Below are 16,478 nucleotides of genomic sequence, written 5' to 3'. Positions count from 1 at the left end.
GTCACGCGTCGCTCACCGTCCGGACACAGGACGGCAACGTCGCCCTGGTCGGATGGCCAGCGATCCACATCACGGGCCCGGGGCCCGATCATCAGTAGCGCGTCCGGGCGGCGGCATGCGACTCTGTGCTCTCGCCAGACCGCACTCGCCGGGGTGTGCGGTCGAACCGTGCCGCAGGGTTTTGGCCGGGTACTGACAACCAGCGCCCGGCCGCTCGTCGTGCCCGGAGGACAACGTCCGTCGGTCACCCGCCCGGCGGCACGGTGCACCTGAACGGCCCACTTCGCACGCCCCGTACCGGCGCAGCGCTGTATTCTGAGAACCCTTTCGGACCGCAGCGAGCTGCCTGGTCCCGGGTCGTCCGATGCGGGTGGCAGAGGTGCACCGAGACGACAGGAGGAGCAGTTGGCCGCGATCAGTGACCAGATGCGTCGCCCCTCGCCCGGTGGTCTGTACGCCGCCGATCACGAGCACGACGCCTGCGGTGTGGCCATGTTGGCCGACGTCACCGGCAAGCGCGACCACTCCATCGTGCAGAAGGCCATCGAGGCCCTGCTGCGACTGGAGCACCGTGGAGCGCGCGGGTCCGAGCACAACACCGGTGACGGTGCGGGGATCCTGATCCAGGTACCCGACGAGTTCTACCGCGAGGTCACCGACTTCGAGCTGCCCGCGGCCGGTGCGTACGCCACCGGCATCGCGATGCTCCCGCAGGACCCGGAGGCCGCCGAGGCGGCGGTCCGGGCGATCGACGGGCTGGCCGCCGAGGAGAACCTGACGGTGCTGGGCTGGCGCGAGCTGCCCACCGACCCGGACGCGGCCGACCTCGGCCCGACGGCGCTCGCCGCGATGCCGATCTTCCGGCAGCTGTTCGTCGGCGGCGCCGAGCTGACCGGCGACGACCCCGCGGGCGCGCCGAGCGGCATCGAGCTGGAGCGTCGCGCGTTCTGCCTGCGCAAGCGGGTCGAGCACGGGCACGACACCTACTTCGCGTCGCTGTCGCCGCGCACCGTCATCTACAAGGGCATGCTCGCCGAGCCGCAGGTCGCCGCGTTCTACCCGGACCTGACCGACGAGCGCGTCACCTCGGCCCTGGCCGTCGTGCACTCGCGGTTCTCGACGAACACGTTCCCGGCGTGGCCGCTGGCCCACCCGTTCCGCTACGTCGCGCACAACGGTGAGATCAACACCCTGCGCGGGAACCGGAACTGGATGGCGGCCCGCGAGGCGCTGCTGGAGTCCGCGAACCTGCCGGGCGACCTGTCGCGGCTGACCCCGATCGTCACCCCGGACGCGTCGGACTCGGCCACCTTCGACGAGGTCCTCGAGCTGCTCCACCTGTCCGGGCGCAGCCTGCCGCACGCGGTGCTGATGATGATCCCGGAGGCCTGGGAGCACAACACCGAGATGGGCGCCGCCCGCCGGGCGTTCTACGAGTACCACTCCACGCTGATGGAGCCCTGGGACGGACCGGCCCTGGTCGCCTTCACCGACGGCACCCAGATCGGTGCGGTCCTCGACCGCAACGGCCTGCGGCCCGCCCGGTACTGGGTCACCGAGGACGGGCTCGTCGTGCTGGCCTCCGAGGTCGGCGTGCTCGACGTCGAGCCGGACAAGGTGGTCCGCAAGGGCCGTCTCGAGCCGGGCCGGATGTTCCTCATCGACACCGAGCGCGGCAAGATCGTCGACGACGACGAGGTCAAGGGCGAGCTGGCGGCCGAGCACCCCTACGAGGAGTGGCTGCACGCCGGCCTCATCCGCCTCGAGGAGCTCCCCGACCGGCACCGGGAGACCCCGACCCACCAGGCGCTCACACTGCGCCAGCAGGCGTCCGGGTACACCGAGGAGGAGCTCAACGTCGTCCTCCGCCCGATGGCCGTCGGCGGCGCCGAGCCGATCGGCTCCATGGGCAACGACGCGCCGCTCGCCGCGATCTCCGAGCGCCCGCGCCAGCTCTACGACTACTTCATCCAGCTCTTCGCGCAGGTCACGAACCCGCCGCTGGACGCGATCCGCGAGGAGCTCGTCACCTCGCTGTTCAGCCAGCTCGGGCCCGAGCAGAACCTGCTCGACGCGACCCCGGCGCACTGCCGGACCGTCGTCGTGCCGTTCCCGGTGCTCACCAACGACGACCTCGCGAAGATCGTCCACATCAACGACGACCGGGAGTTCCCCGGCTTCGCCTCGCACGTCGTGCAGGGGACCTTCCTCGCGAAGGACGGCGGCAAGGGCCTGCTGTCCCGGCTCGCCGAGATCAAGCAGGAGGTGTCCCGCGCGATCGAGGGCGGCGCCCGCCTGATCGTGCTGTCCCAGCGCGGGGTCGACGCCGAGCACGCGCAGATCCCGTCCCTGCTGCTGACCGGCGCGGTCCACCACCACCTCGTCCGGGAGCGCTCGCGCACCCGGGTGGGCCTGGTCGTCGAGTCCGCGGACGCCCGCGAGGTCCACCACGTCGCGCTGCTGCTGGGCTACGGCGCCTCCGCGGTGAACCCGTACCTGGCGATGGCCACGGTCGAGGACCTCGCCGAGCGGGGCGACATCCCCGGCGTCGACGGCCGGACCGCGGCGAAGAACCTGGTCAAGGCGCTCGGCAAGGGCGTCCGCAAGACCATGTCGAAGATGGGTGTCTCGACCGTCGCGTCCTACACCGGCGCGCAGATCTTCGAGGCCGTCGGCCTGGGGCAGGACGTCGTCGACGCCTGCTTCACCGGCACCACCTCCCGCCTCGGCGGCGTCGGCTTCGACGTCCTCGCCGAGGAGGTGCTGGCCCACCACCGGCGCGCCTACCCGTCCGACGACGTCCGCGCGTCGCACCGGGCCCTGGCGGTCGGCGGCGAGTACCAGTGGCGCCGCGAGGGCGAGCTGCACCTGTTCAACCCGCAGACCGTCTTCAAGCTGCAGCACTCGACCCGATCCGGCCAGTACGACGTCTTCAAGGAGTACACGAAGGCCGTCGACGAGCAGGCGAAGCGGCTGATGACGCTGCGCGGCCTGTTCGGCTTCAAGGAGGGGCTGCGGGCCCCGGTGCCGATCGACGAGGTCGAGTCCATCGAGTCGATCATGACCCGGTTCGCCACCGGCGCGATCTCCTACGGCTCCATCTCGCAGGAGATGCACGAGACCCTGGCGATCGCCATGAACCGCATCGGCGGGCGCTCGAACACCGGTGAGGGCGGGGAGGACCCGGACCGCTTCACCCCGGACCCGAACGGCGACTCCCGCCGCAGCGCCGTCAAGCAGGCGGCGTCCGGCCGGTTCGGCGTCACGTCCGAGTACCTGGTCAACGCCGACGACATCCAGATCAAGATCGCGCAGGGCGCCAAGCCCGGCGAGGGCGGTCAGCTGCCGGGCGGCAAGGTCTACCCGTGGATCGCGACCACCCGGTACTCGACACCGGGTGTCGGCCTCATCTCGCCGCCACCGCACCACGACATCTACTCGATCGAGGACATCAAGCAGCTCATCCACGACCTGAAGAACGCCAACCCGCGGGCCCGCATCCACGTGAAGCTGGTGTCCCAGGTCGGCGTCGGGACCGTGGCGGCCGGCGTGTCCAAGGCGCACTCCGACGTCGTGCTCATCTCGGGCCACGACGGCGGCACCGGCGCCTCGCCGCTGTCCTCGATCAAGCACGCGGGCGGCCCCTGGGAGCTCGGCCTGGCCGAGACCCAGCAGACGCTGATGGCCAACAACCTGCGTGACCGGATCACGGTGCAGGCCGACGGCCAGCTCAAGACGGGCCGCGACGTCGTCATCGCGGCGCTGCTCGGCGCCGAGGAGTTCGGTTTCGCGACCGCCCCGCTCGTCGTGTCGGGCTGCATCATGATGCGCGTCTGTCACCTGGACACCTGTCCGGTCGGCGTCGCGACCCAGAACCCGGAGCTGCGCAAGAAGTTCGACGGCAAGGCCGAGTACGTCGTCAACTTCATGCGGTTCGTCGCCGAGGAGGTGCGGGAGTACCTGGCCGAGCTGGGCTTCCGCTCCATCGACGAGGCGATCGGCCGGGCCGACGTGCTCGACGTCGACACCGCCGCGCAGCACTGGAAGTCGAAGCACCTCGACCTGTCCCCGATCTTCGAGGTCGGTGACCACGGCGACGACGTGCCGCGCAAGCGGACCCGCGAGCAGGACCACGGCCTGGACAAGGCGCTGGACAACACCATGATCCAGCTGGCCGAGGGCGCGTTGCGCAACGGTGACCAGGTCACGCTGGACCTGCCGGTGCGCAACGTGAACCGCACCGTCGGCACCATGCTCGGGTCCGAGCTGACCCGGGCGCACGGCGGCAAGGGCCTGCCGGACGGCACGATCGACATCACGCTCACCGGCGCGGCCGGCCAGAGCTTCGGTGCCTTCGTGCCCAAGGGGATCACCCTGCGGCTGGTCGGCGACACGAACGACTACTTCGGCAAGGGCCTGTCGGGCGGACGCCTGACCCTGCGGCCGGACCCGTCGGCGCCGTTCCCCGCCGAGGAGAACGTCATCGCCGGCAACGTCATCGGCTACGGCGCCACCTCGGGCGAGATGTTCATCCGGGGCGTCGTCGGCGAGCGGTTCTGCGTGCGGAACTCCGGCGCGGTCGCCGTCGTCGAGGGCGTGGGCGACCACGGCTGCGAGTACATGACGGGCGGTCAGGTGGTCGTGCTCGGCCGGACCGGGCGCAACTTCGCGGCCGGCATGTCCGGCGGCGTGGCCTACGTGCTGGACGTGGACAAGAACCGGGTCAACCCGGAGATGGTGGACCTCGACCCGCTCGGTAAGGACGACCGCGCCATCCTGCGGGACCGCGTCGAGCGGCACCACGCCGAGACCGGCTCCGCGGTGGCGCACGCCCTGCTCACCGACTGGGACGCCGCGGTGGAGCGGTTCGGCAAGGTCATGCCCAAGGACTACAAGCGCGTGCTGCTCGCGACGGAGAACGCCGAGCGCGAGGGGCGCGACGTGAACCAGGCAATCATGGAGGCTGCTCATGGGTGACCCGAAGGGCTTCATGACGACCCGCCGGGAGACCCCGACCCGGCGACCGGTGGACCTGCGCCTGATGGACTGGCGCGAGGTCTACGAGGACTTCCCCCGCCAGAGCCTGGAGAAGCAGGCCGGGCGCTGCATGAACTGCGGCATCCCGTTCTGTCACCAGGGCTGTCCGCTGGGGAACCTCATCCCCGAGTGGAACGACCTCGTCTACCGCAAGGACTGGCGGGAGGCGACCGAGCGGCTGCACGCCACCAACAACTTCCCGGAGTTCACCGGGACGCTGTGCCCCGCGCCCTGCGAGGCGGCGTGCGTGCTCGCGATCAACGACGACGCCGTCACCATCAAGCAGGTCGAGATCGAGATCATCGACCGCGCGTGGGACGAGGGCTGGGTGACCCCGCAGGTGCCCGCGGCGAAGACCGGCAAGAAGGTCGCCGTCGTCGGGTCCGGGCCGGCCGGGCTGGCCGCCGCCCAGCAGCTCACCCGTGCCGGGCACGACGTCGTCGTGTTCGAGCGGGCGGACCGCATCGGCGGGCTGCTGCGCTACGGCATCCCCGAGTTCAAGATGGAGAAGTCGCGGCTCGACAGGCGGCTGGAGCAGATGGTCGCCGAGGGCACCCACTTCCGGGCCTCGGTCGACGTCGGCACCGACGTGACCGTCGAGCAGCTGCGGGCCGACTTCGACGCGGTCGTCCTCGCGGGCGGCGCGACGGCGTGGCGCGACATCCCCGCCGACGGCCGTGACGCCGAGGGCGTCTACCAGGCGATGGAGTTCCTGCCGTGGGCCAACCACGTGCAGCAGGGCGACATGGACGCGCCCCCGATCTCCGCCGAGGGCAAGGACGTCGTGATCATCGGTGGCGGTGACACCGGCGCCGACTGCCTGGGCACCTCGCACCGCCAGGGTGCGCGCTCGGTGACCCAGCTGGAGATCATGCCGACGCCGCCGGAGGACCGCACCGCGGGCATGCCCTGGCCGACCTACCCGATGGTCTACCGGGTGTCCTCGGCCCACGAGGAGGGCGGCGAGCGGCTGTTCTCGGTCAACACGACCGAGTTCGTGAAGGACGCCGACGGCAGGCTCGCCGGCATCCGGATCGTCGAGGTCAAGCGCGGCGACAACGGCTTCGAGCCGGTCGAGGGCACCGAGCAGGAGCTCCCGGCGCAGCTGGTGCTGCTGGCGATGGGCTTCGTCGGCCCGGAGAAGGGCCGGCTCCTGACCGACCTGGAGGTCGAGCTCGACGGGCGCGGCAACGTCGCCCGCGACGAGACCTACATGTCGTCCGCGGACGGCGTGTTCGTCGCCGGCGACATCGGCCGCGGGCAGTCGCTCATCGTGTGGGCGATCTCCGAGGGCCGTTCCGCGGCCGCCGGGGTGGACACCTACCTGACCGGCCGCACAGTGCTCCCGCGGCCGATCGACCCGACGGACCGCCAGATCGGCTGAGCGCCCGCCACACGGATCCGAACGAGTCCGGGCCCGGCCGCACACCGCGGCCGGGCCCCGACTCATTCCACGAGCTCCAGGTCGAACGCGTCGTCACCGATCCAGATCCGGAGACCGTCCGCGTCGTCGGTGACGTAGCCGTCCTCCTCCTCACCGAGCTCGCGGATGGCGCCCAGGGCGCGGCGGCCGAACTCGACGACCCCGTCCCCGGCGTCGACCGGCCGGTACTCGCGGGCGAGCAGGGCCGTCCGGCACGCGGTGGCCAGCCAGGCCGCGTTCGCCGTGCCGACCTCGGCCCGCCATCGTGACTCGCGCATCCAGCGAGTATGAACCGGATCACCCCCGCCCGTCGCCACCCGACGACCGGCGATCGCACCGAAACGGTCCACATCGGCCTCCGGTCGTCGTCACGGCCCCGTCCGTCGCGGACGCGATGCCGCTCGCGGTCGAACCCGGAACGACCGCCACCCGCACCACAACCCGGGGCGCTCTCGTGCGTTGAACCGTGCGACCGGCACCTGCAGAACCGGGAGCCCCTGTCGGTGCCGGGCACCATCGGGACATCGGGTACCGCGAGTCCGCTCGCGGGCCCGGTGCCCGGTGGTGTAACTCGTGGAGCGGCGCCGGGTCAGCGGCCCGCGAGCGCCGGGACCGGCCGTGCGGACCCGTGAGCCCGCCGCCGCAGCGTCCGCACCCGGCTCGCCACCCAGAACAGCGACGCCGTCACCACGGCCAGCACCCCGCCCGCCAGCACGCACAGCAGCGGGTTGCCGCCGGTCACCGGACCGAGCGCGAGCCCGATCGCGAGCATGTACGACGCCCACAGCACCGAGCTCACGGCCGACCCGGCCAGGAACGGGCGCAGACCCAGCCCCAGCCGTCCGGCCGCGGCACAGCCGGCCAGGCGCCCGCCGGGCAGGAACCGGGCTGCCGCGAGCACCGTCACCGGACGGCGGGCGAGGTTCTCCCGGACCCAGCGCACCGCCGGACGGTCGTCGGTGTCGGCGGAGCGCGGGAGCAACCGGTGCGAGCCACGGCCGAGCGCGTGCACGGCGAGGTCACCCGTCATCGAGCCGACGACCGCGGCGAGGACGAGGCCCACCACCATCGGCACGTCACCGGACACGCCCGCCGTCGCCGTCGCCGTCATCAGGACGGTCTCGCTCGGCAGCACCGGCATCGGCCCGTCCACCGCGATCATCAGGACCAGGGCGGGGATCAGCCACGCGCTGTGCAGTACCGCCGTGACCAGCTCCACCCGAGGGACCTCCGTGTCCGGTGCGTCGTCCCACGACCCTCGCAGATCCCACACACGGCGTAACGGGGGCATCCCCCCGGGCTCCGCGATGAGTTCCGTGGCCCGTCCCGGTCTGATCGGGTGAGTGCCACGGACCGGCCGTGGCCCGCCCCCGGAGGTACGTCATGTCCGCGCCGTCGGCCACCCGCCCGTCCGTCTCCCCCGCGCTGCACCGGACGCTGTGGGTGCTGCAGATCCTGCTGGGCCTGTTCATCGTGGTCGCCTCCGCCGCACCCAAGCTCGTCGGCGAGGCCTCCGCGGTGCAGATCTTCACCGACATCGGGATCGGCCAGTGGCTCCGCTACCTCGTCGGGGTGCTGGAGCTCGCCGGCGGGATCGGCCTGATGACCAGGCGGTACGCCGGCCCCGCCGCGGTCGGCCTGGTCCTGCTCATGATCGGCGCGGCGCTCACGCAGGCGTTCGTGCTGCACGGCGGAGCGCTGGTGCTGACCCCGGTCGTGCTCGGCGTGCTGTTCGGCCTCGTCGCCGCCGGCCGCCGGGAGACCCTCACCACGAAGCGCTGACCAGCGTTTACCCGTCGTGCGACGGGGAACCCCCCGACCGACACGGGCGCTCCGGCGCCGTTCCGCAGTCTTCCCAGAGGAGAGAACCCGCCATGGCCGACCGCCACGTGAAGCCGGTCGACGACGGCTGGACCGTCGAGAAGCAGAACGCCCAGCGCCCGAGCGCCAAGGCCGGCACCCAGGCCGAGGCGATCACCAGGGCGGTGGAGATCATCGCGAAGGACGGCGGCGGCAACCTCGTCGTGTACGGCACCGACGGCTCGGTCCGCGAGCGCCGCTCGGTGGAAGCCGGCTCGGACTCCACCACCGGCACCGCGGCCAGGGCGACCGCCTCCGCGACCGGGACCGCGGCCGCGGACACGGCGGCCAAGGCCGCCGACACCGCAGGCCGCGCGGCGGACGAGATCGGTTCCGACACCGCCACCACCGCCCGGAAGGTCGCCGGCGAGACGCGCAGCGCCGCGGCGACGGCCGGCGACACGGCGAAGACCGGCGCCGAGCAGGTCGCAGCGGAGGCGCGCAAGGTCTCCGACAACGGCAAGAAGCCGGAGAACGCCGGCCGGGACGCCGCCGACGCGGCGAAGGCCACCGGCGAGCGTCTGGCGGGCACCGCCTCCCGTACCGGACGTCAGGTCGCCGGGGAGGCCACCGCCTCGGCGGAGCGTTCCGCGGCGACGCTGCGGTCCGTCGCCGGCGAGGGCGCGGACACCGCGGTGCGCAGCGCGGACCGGGCCGCCCGGGTCGGTGAGCGCGTCGAGGACGACCTCGACGACACCGGTGCCCGGCTGGCGCGCAAGCTGCACGACGACGGTGAGCGCGCCGCCGTCCGCCTCGACGAGTTCGCCCTCCGCCTCTACCGGCCGCTGAACCCGATCCGGTTCGGTAGCCGGGTCGCCGCCGGCGCGGTGGCGACCGCGTTCGGCGTGACCGGCGCCGTCACCTCCCGTGCCGGCAAGCTCTTCCAGAGCGGCACCCGCAAGGCCACCGGCCGCTGACCCCGGCCCCGTCGGCCCCGCCCCGCAGGACGTCCGGGGCGGGGCCGGACCATGTCAGGGGGCGGGGCTGATCACGTAGTCGCCGACGTCGTCGCGCCACTCCATCTGGATCAGGTCCCGGGCCCTGGCAGCCTTCGCGAACGACAGGAAGCTGCCGAAGCCGAACCGCTTCTCCGAGAAGTCGGGCACCCGCTTGCGGAGCTGGTCCTTCAGCCCGGACAGCTGCGGCGGTCCGCCGGCCGCGCTCAGGTCCCGCACGACGCCGACGAGCAGCGCGAACGCGTCCTGGTCGGCGTCGGGGTCGTCGGGCACCGTGACCTCGGGGTCGCCCTGCGCCGACCCGGCGGCCAGCGACAGCGCGCCCTGCGTCTCCAGGTGGCGCAGCAGCTCGCCGAACCCGCGGAACCCGTGGTCGGCCTCGTCGAAGGTGGGGTCCTTGCGGAGGATCGCCCGCTTCAGCCGGGACGCGAGGACCGGACCGTCGGCGTGCCGGGCCAGGCCGGCCAGGGTGCTGACCACCAGGCCGTCGACGTCGCGTTCCTCGGCCCCGGTCGTCGCGGTCTCCTCGGTGGCGTCGGAGAACGTGAGACCGAACGGGTTCTGGTCCCGCTCGGGTGCGGCCGGGGCCCCGGCCGGCGCCGGGGCCCCGGCCGGCGCCGGGGCCGCGGCGGCCACGGGCTCGGCGGCCGCCGCCGCGGCGGGCGGGCGCGCCGTGCCCCGCCTGCGGCGCTGCGGAGCGGGCTCACGGCTCGGTTCCAGGCCGGGCAACCGGTCGTAGAACAGGAACTCGTCGCAGGCCGGCGGCAGCAGTGCCGACGTCGAGGACTGCACCCCGATCCCGATCACCCGCTTGTCCAGCTCGCGGAGCTTGTGCATCAGCGGGGTGAAGTCGGAGTCGCCGGTGGCGATCGCGAACGTCGTCACGAACTCGCGCTCGTAGGCGAGCTCGATCGCGTCGACGGCGAGCTTGATGTCGGCCGCGTTCTTCCGCGAGCCACCGATCCGCTGCGGGATCTCGATGAGCTCGACCTGGGCGCGGGCCATCAGGCGGCGGTCCTCGTCGAACGCCGACCAGTCCGCGTAGGCGCGGCGCACCACCACCCGGCCCCGTTCGGCGAGTGCGTCGGCGACCGGGCCGAAGTCGAAGGGGACGACACCGAGCCCGTCCCGGGCGCCGATCGCGAGGTTCTCGTAGTCGAGCAGCAGGGCGATGCGTTCGTCCTCGTGGGCCACCGCGGAAGACTAATCCCGGTGCACCGCCGGGGACCGGCCGGGAGACTGCCCGTCATGCGAGCGGAGGACGTCGAGCAGGCGGTCGTGGTCATGACGGAGGCGCTGCGCGGGACCGACGACGCCGACTGGTCGGCCCCGGCCGGGCCGCTCGAGTGGTCGTGCCGGGACACCGCCGTGCACGTCGCCGACGACCTGTTCGGCTACGCCGCGCAGGTCGCCGTCGCGCCGGCGGGTGACTACCCGCCGTTCGAGCTCACGGTCCCCGCCGCGGCGTCGGTCGACGGCCTGATCCTGGTGGTGGAGACCGGCGGGGCGATGCTCGCGTCGGTGGTCCGCACGGCGCCGCCCGGCGTCCGCGGCTGGCACCCCTACGGCGACGGCGACGCCTGCGGTTTCGCCGCGATGGGCGTGGTGGAGGTGCTGGTGCACACCCACGACATCACCCGCGGGCTGGGCGTCGGCTGGACGATGCCGGCCCCGCTGTGCCGCGGTGTGCTCGCCCGCCTCTGGCCGGACACCGACCCGGGCGACGACCCGGCGGCGACACTGCTGCACCGGACCGGCCGGGCAGCACTGAACGGGGTCCCACCGCCGTCGCGGTGGCGGTGGTACGGCGCCCCGCACACCTGATCCGCACGGGGTACTGCGTCCCGGAAATCCGGTGACCGTCGGCCCTCCCCGTCCGCGGCGGATCGGAGCAGACTGGGCCCTCCACCGGAGGAGGAGACCCATGAACTCCCCGCACCCGCCGGCCGGCACCGTCCTCGTCGCGCTCGCCTCTGCCGACCACCGCACCCTGCGCGCGGCCGCCGAGATCGGGCGTGCGCTGGTCGTGCACGGCCACAGCCCGCTGATCGCCGCCGCGGGCGACCTCCCCCCGCTCGACGGGGTGTGCGCCGTCGTCCTCGGCGGGGCCTGGGACCGGCCGTGGGCGCGCCTGGCCGCCCACCGCTTCCTGCACCACGACGACGACCTGCTGCGCGACCGTCCACTCTGGATGTTCGATGCCAACCCGCGCACCGGTCCCGGTCGGCACCCGCACCCGGTGCCCCCGGCAGGGGTGGAACTGCGGGGACCCGTGCAGGGGCCGGAGGCGGCCGGCTGGGGGCCGTGGGCGTCGGCGATCGCCGGCGAGCTCGCCGGGACGGGCACCCCGGTGGGCGCGTCGTGACCGGGCCCGGGGTCCCGGGGCCGACCCCACCCCGCCCGGGTGTCGTCCGGCAGGCGGTCGCCACCGCGCTCATGGCGCCCTCGGTGCACAACAGCCAGCCGTGGCGCTGGCGGATCGGCGCCGACCGCATCGAGCTGTACGGCGACCCGGACCGGCGGCTGCCCTTCACCGATCCCGACGGCCGCGACCTGCTGGTCAGCTGCGGCAGCGCGCTCTCCCACCTGCACGTCGCCCTGGCCGCGGCGGACGTCGGGCACGAGACGCTGCGCTTCCCCACCGACGACCGCCACCATCTGGCCACGGTCCGTCTCACCGGCGAGCCACCGGACCGGGCCGCGCGCGCCGACCGCGTCCTCGCGCCCGCCATCGCGGTCCGGCGCAGCGACCGCCGTCCCTTCACCGACGGTGAGCTCGCCCCGCACACCCGCGCCGCGCTCGGCCTCCGCGCCGCCCGCTACGGCGTCGCCCTGCACGCCGTGACGGGGACGGCGGCCCGCGAACAGCTCGCGGAGCTGGAGCGGGAGGCCGCCCGCGACGCCCGCCGGCGGCCCGGTCAGGCCGCGGAGCTGCTGGTCTGGACGCACCGCTACGCCGGCTCCCGCGACGGCGTGCGGGCCTCGTCGGTCCCGGCGGGCACACTCCGGACGGCCGGGGACGATCTCGCCGTCCGCTTCCCGCCCGGGTCGTTGCCGGTGGACCCGCTCGCCCACGACCGGGCCACGATCCTCGTGCTCAGCACCCCCGCCGACGACGACGAGGCCCGGCTCGCGGCCGGGGAGGCCGGCGGCGCGCTGCTGCTGGCCGCCACTCGCGCGGGCCTCGCGACCTGCCCGCTGACCCGGATCCTGGAGACCAGGGCGACCCGGGCGGCGCTGGCGTCGCGGGTGCTGCGCACCCCCGACCACGCCCAGCTGCTGATCAGGATCGGGCGCGCCCCGGACGACCGGGAGCTCCCGGCCACCCCGCGCCGCCGCCTCTCCGACGTGCTGGTGCACGGTCACGCCTGAGCGCGGCCGGGCGGCGGCGTGAGGCCGGACACGGACCTTCGGCCCGCCCGGCCGGGCCGTCCGGACGGCACCCGTCCCGGCGGCCGGCGGATAGTCTCGGGCCCGACGGGGACGACGGCGTGCGGAGGCGATAGTGACGATCTCGGTGTTCCTGCTCGACGACCACGAGATCGTGCGCCGCGGACTGGCCCAGCTGCTCGAGCTCGAGGACGACATCGAGGTCGTCGGGGAGGCCGCCACCGCCTCCCAGGCCACGGTGCGGCTGCCCGCGCTGCGGCCGGACGTCGCGATCCTCGACGTCCGGCTCCCCGACGGCGACGGCGTCAGCGTCTGCCGCGACGTCCGGTCGGCGGTCACCCCGCCCCCGGCCTGCCTGATGCTGACCTCGTACGCCGACGACGAGGCCCTGTTCGGCGCGATCATGGCCGGTGCGTCGGGCTACCTGCTCAAGCAGGTCGCCGGGGTCGATCTCGTCGGCGCGGTCCGCACGGTCGCCGCGGGCGGCTCGCTGCTCGACCCGAAGGCGACGGCCGCGGTGCTGGAGCGGCTGCGCCGCGGCGACACCGCCACGCAGTCCGACCCCCGCTACGAGTCGCTGAGCCCGCAGGAGCAGCGGATCCTCGAGCTGATCGCGGACGGGCTGACCAACCGGCAGATCGGCGGGGAGCTGCACCTGGCGGAGAAGACCGTCAAGAACTACGTCTCCTCGATCCTGCACAAGCTCGGCTACGCCCGGCGCACCGAGGCCGCCGTGTACGCCGTCGAACGGCGCCGCGGGCAGCGCTGAGGGTCACGGCAGCGGGACCGTCCACACCAGACGGGTCCCGCCCGTGTCCGGCGTGTCCGCGACGAACGTCCCGTCCAGCTCCACCGCCCGCTCCTCCAGGTTCCGGAGCCCGCTGCGCCGCCCGGTGCCCCCGATCCCCCGACCGTCGTCGACGATCTCGGCGCCGAGCTCGCGGCCGGCCCGCACCGTGACCGTCAGGGTGTGGGCGGCGGCGTGCCGGACGGTGTTCGTCGCCGCTTCCCGCACCACCGCGAGCAGGTGCGTCGCCACGGTCGCCGGGACGAGCGTGTCGACCGGGCCGTCGGTGTGCACCGAGGTCGTCAGCCCCGACTCGGCGGTCGCCTCCGCGACGGTGTCGAGCAGCCTGCGGCGCAGCCCGCCGGGACCGTGCTCGGCCGTCTGCAGGTCGAAGATCGTCGTCCGGATCTCGCGGACGGTGCGGTCCAGCTCGTCGACGGCCTGCTCGACCCGCTCCCGGGCCGGGCCGTCGGCGGTGCGGCGCAGCGTCCCCTGCAGTTTCAGCCCGACCGCGAACAACCGCTGGATCACGTGGTCGTGCAGGTCGCGGGCGATCCGGTCACGGTCGGCGAGCACCGCGAGCTGCTGCTGGGCGCGGTTCTTCTCCCCCAGCTCCAGGGCCAGCGCGGCCTGGTCGGCGAACGACACCAGCAGTGGCACCTCGGACGGGCGGAACGGTGGGTCCCCCGACCGGCGCTGGGCGATCAGCACCCCGATCACCCGCTCGACGGCACGCATCGGGACGGCGACGGTGGGCCCCGCGGAGCCGCCGTCGGCGGGCGAGTCGAGGAACGCGCGGGGACTGTCGGCGAGCACCGGCTGCAGTCCCTCGACGACGTCGCGCAGCAGGGTCCCGCCGAGCCCGCCCGACGGCCAGGCCCGGCCCGCCGTGGCGCCCTCACGGAACCCGCCGTCGTCGTCGCCGGGGCCCAGCGCGATCAGCGTGCTGTCGGCCCGGCTCAGCTCGAGGCACCGACGGGCGACGAGCGCGAGCGTGTCCGGCTCGTCGGTACCGGCCAGCACCTCGCCGCGGATCTCGGCGGAGGCCTCCAGCCACTGCTGGCGCAGCAGCCCCTGCTCGAACAGGTCGGCGTTCTGCACCGCGATCCCGGCCGCGGCGGCCAGCGCCTGCAGGATCAGCTCGTCGTCGGCGGTGAACCCGGCGGCCGCCCCGCCCGGCCCGATCTTCTCGGTCAGGTAGATGTTGCCGTAGACGGCCTCCCGCACCCGGATCGGGACGCCGAGGAAGCTGGCCATCGGCGGATGGTTCGGCGGGAAGCCGGACGACGCCGGGTGTGCGGAGAGATCGTCGAGGCGCAGCGGGCGGGGATCCTCGATCAGCTGCCCGAGCAGGCCCTTGCCCTCGGGCGGGCGCCCGAGCGCCGCCCGTGTCGCGTCGTCCAGCCCGACGTCGATGAACCGCGCGATCGAGCCGTCCGGCGCGAGCACGCCGAGCGCGCCGTAGCGGGCGTCCACCAGGTCGACGGCCGACTGGACGATCCGTTCCAGCGTCGCGTCGAGCTCCAGCCCCGCGGCGACGCCGAGCACCGCGTCGAGCAGCCGCTGCATCCGCCTGCGGGTGCCCGCGATCTCGCCCAGCCGGTCCTGCACCTCGCCGATCAGCTGGTCCAGGCGGAGCCCGGACAGCAACCGGGCCAGCTCGCCGGGACCGCTCGCGTTCTCGTCCATCCGGACTCCTCCCGCCGGTACCGAACCTGGCACCGGGCCCGCACGCGCACAAGCGGTCCGGGTGGCCCGGGTATCGCGGGACCTTCGGACCTGACCACCGGGGGCGGCCCGGGACACCATCGACGGCGACCGGGCGGCCTGGCGACGCAGCCGCTGCCGACGTGGGGGAGGGACCGGAATGGACACCACCTGCCACCGCGGGACGGTCACCCGCACGCTCGGGCTCGACGACGGGGCCGTCCACGCGGTACTGGGGCTCGCCACGCGGGCGCCGTCGTTGCACAACAGCCAGCCGTGGCTGTTCCGGCTGCGCCCGGACCGGATCGACCTGCGCGCCGATCCCACTCGCCGGGTCCCGGTCGCCGACCCGGCCGACCGCGAGCTGCGGGTCGGCTGCGGCGCGGCGCTGTTCACCCTCCGGCTGGCGCTCACCGCCGCCGGGGTCCGGCCGCTGGTCAGCCGGTTCCCCGAACCGCACGATCCCGAGCTGGTCGCCGTCGTCCGGCACGGCGGGGCCGTACCGCCGACGACGGTCACGCAGGACCAGCGCCGGATGCTCGAGGCGGTACCGCGCCGGCACACCAACCGGCGGCCGTTCCGGGACACCCCGGTGCCCCGGCCGGTCCGGGCGGCACTGCGCCGGGCCGCGTTCGACGAGGGGGCCTGGCTGGACCTCGTCACCGATCCCGACGACCTCGCCGAGCTGGGCAGGCTCGCCCGGGAGGCGCACCGCAGGCAGTGCGGGGACGCCGCGTTCACCGCCGAGCTCGCGTCCTGGACCGGGCTCGGGAGCGACCGCGACGACGGTGTCCCCGCCCGCGCCGGCGGGCCCTGCCCGCCGCCGAACCAGCCGTGGGTGACGCGGGACTTCGCCGGTGACCGTCATCCCCGCCCGGCGCCCGCGGCCTTCGAGTCCGATCCGCTGATCGCCGTGCTGAGCGTGCACACCGACGGCCCGCGCGAGGAGCTGCGGGCCGGGGAGGCGCTGCAGCGGGTGCTGCTGACGGCGACCGCGGAGGGCCTGTCCGCGTCGTTCCTGTCCCAGCTGGTCGAGGTCCCCGACGTGCGCGAGCGGGTCCGCAGGCTGCTCGGCGGGACCCGCCCGCCCCAGGTCGTGCTGCGGCTCGGGCACGGCGTCCCCGTCCCCGCCACGCCGCGGCGGCGGCCGGAACAGGTCGTCGAACCCGCCTGACCTCCGGTCCCGGGCCCGCGTGGGGGCGGACCCGGGACCGGTCACCCCGGGACGGAGGTCCCGGCCGGGACCGGCCGTCCGCCCGGTTCGCGATGCCCCGCCACGAACCACGATCGACGGAGCGGGGCCGGCGGACCGGTCCCG

At 74.2% G+C, this 16,478-nt stretch carries 13 protein-coding genes; 9 read left to right on the top strand and 4 right to left on the bottom strand.

Going from position 1 to position 16,478, the window contains the following annotated elements; translation table 11 throughout:
* Positions 1-426 precede the first annotated feature (426 nt).
* Positions 427-4,977: a glutamate synthase large subunit gene (gltB, locus tag PP1_RS25245; protein ID WP_029239548.1), complete on the top strand. Its 4,551-nt coding sequence runs from the start codon at positions 427-429 to the stop codon at positions 4,975-4,977.
* Positions 4,970-6,421 (top strand): glutamate synthase subunit beta, encoded by a 1,452-nt coding sequence (locus PP1_RS25240; protein WP_010230413.1) that lies wholly within the window; start codon positions 4,970-4,972, stop codon positions 6,419-6,421. The genes gltB and PP1_RS25240 overlap by 8 nt, the downstream gene beginning before the upstream one ends.
* Before the next feature lie 62 nt (positions 6,422-6,483).
* On the opposite strand, the gene PP1_RS25235 is transcribed toward PP1_RS25240, so the two are convergent.
* Positions 6,484-6,738: a hypothetical protein gene (locus PP1_RS25235; protein WP_010230410.1), complete on the bottom strand. Its 255-nt coding sequence runs from the start codon at positions 6,736-6,738 to the stop codon at positions 6,484-6,486.
* Positions 6,739-7,049: 311 nt separating this feature from the next.
* Positions 7,050-7,679, bottom strand: a complete 630-nt coding sequence (locus PP1_RS25230; protein ID WP_010230407.1) for a DedA family protein — start codon at positions 7,677-7,679, stop codon at positions 7,050-7,052.
* 164 nt (positions 7,680-7,843) lie between these two features.
* Here PP1_RS25230 and PP1_RS25225 point away from each other — a divergent pair, with 164 nt between their 5' ends.
* Complete coding sequence (locus tag PP1_RS25225) at positions 7,844-8,242, top strand: DoxX family protein (protein ID WP_010230404.1); 399 nt, start codon at positions 7,844-7,846, stop codon at positions 8,240-8,242.
* A 92-nt stretch (positions 8,243-8,334) separates the two neighbouring features.
* Complete coding sequence (locus PP1_RS25220; RefSeq protein ID WP_010230401.1) at positions 8,335-9,237, top strand: DUF2188 domain-containing protein; 903 nt, start codon at positions 8,335-8,337, stop codon at positions 9,235-9,237.
* A gap of 54 nt (positions 9,238-9,291) precedes the next feature.
* Here PP1_RS25220 and PP1_RS25215 read toward each other — a convergent pair whose 3' ends face one another.
* Positions 9,292-10,470: a PIN domain-containing protein gene (locus tag PP1_RS25215; RefSeq protein ID WP_075314554.1), complete on the bottom strand. Its 1,179-nt coding sequence runs from the start codon at positions 10,468-10,470 to the stop codon at positions 9,292-9,294.
* A gap of 54 nt (positions 10,471-10,524) precedes the next feature.
* On the opposite strand from PP1_RS25215, the gene PP1_RS25210 reads away from it, so the two are divergent.
* From PP1_RS25210 to PP1_RS25195, 4 genes are all read left to right on the top strand, one after another.
* Complete coding sequence (locus PP1_RS25210; RefSeq protein ID WP_010240098.1) at positions 10,525-11,100, top strand: maleylpyruvate isomerase N-terminal domain-containing protein; 576 nt, start codon at positions 10,525-10,527, stop codon at positions 11,098-11,100.
* 100 nt (positions 11,101-11,200) lie between these two features.
* Complete coding sequence (locus tag PP1_RS25205) at positions 11,201-11,641, top strand: hypothetical protein (protein ID WP_060575205.1); 441 nt, start codon at positions 11,201-11,203, stop codon at positions 11,639-11,641.
* Entirely contained in the window at positions 11,638-12,648 is a 1,011-nt protein-coding gene (locus tag PP1_RS25200) for an Acg family FMN-binding oxidoreductase (RefSeq protein ID WP_029239875.1), read from the top strand. The genes PP1_RS25205 and PP1_RS25200 overlap by 4 nt, the downstream gene beginning before the upstream one ends.
* A 133-nt stretch (positions 12,649-12,781) precedes the next feature.
* Complete coding sequence (locus PP1_RS25195; protein ID WP_010240103.1) at positions 12,782-13,435, top strand: response regulator; 654 nt, start codon at positions 12,782-12,784, stop codon at positions 13,433-13,435.
* Positions 13,436-13,438: 3 nt separating this feature from the next.
* On the opposite strand, the gene PP1_RS25190 is transcribed toward PP1_RS25195, so the two are convergent.
* Positions 13,439-15,142, bottom strand: a complete 1,704-nt coding sequence (locus PP1_RS25190) for a sensor histidine kinase (RefSeq protein ID WP_010240105.1) — start codon at positions 15,140-15,142, stop codon at positions 13,439-13,441.
* Positions 15,143-15,320: 178 nt separating this feature from the next.
* Here PP1_RS25190 and PP1_RS25185 point away from each other — a divergent pair, with 178 nt between their 5' ends.
* Entirely contained in the window at positions 15,321-16,334 is a 1,014-nt protein-coding gene (locus tag PP1_RS25185; RefSeq protein ID WP_010240107.1) for an Acg family FMN-binding oxidoreductase, read from the top strand.
* The last annotated feature ends 144 nt before the right edge of the window (positions 16,335-16,478 follow it).

It is taken from the genome of Pseudonocardia sp. P1 (genome assembly GCF_000178675.2).
Taxonomy (GTDB): domain Bacteria; phylum Actinomycetota; class Actinomycetes; order Mycobacteriales; family Pseudonocardiaceae; genus Pseudonocardia.
Note: the sequence above shows the minus strand (reverse complement) of the source record. Positions and strands in the feature narration are given on the sequence as shown.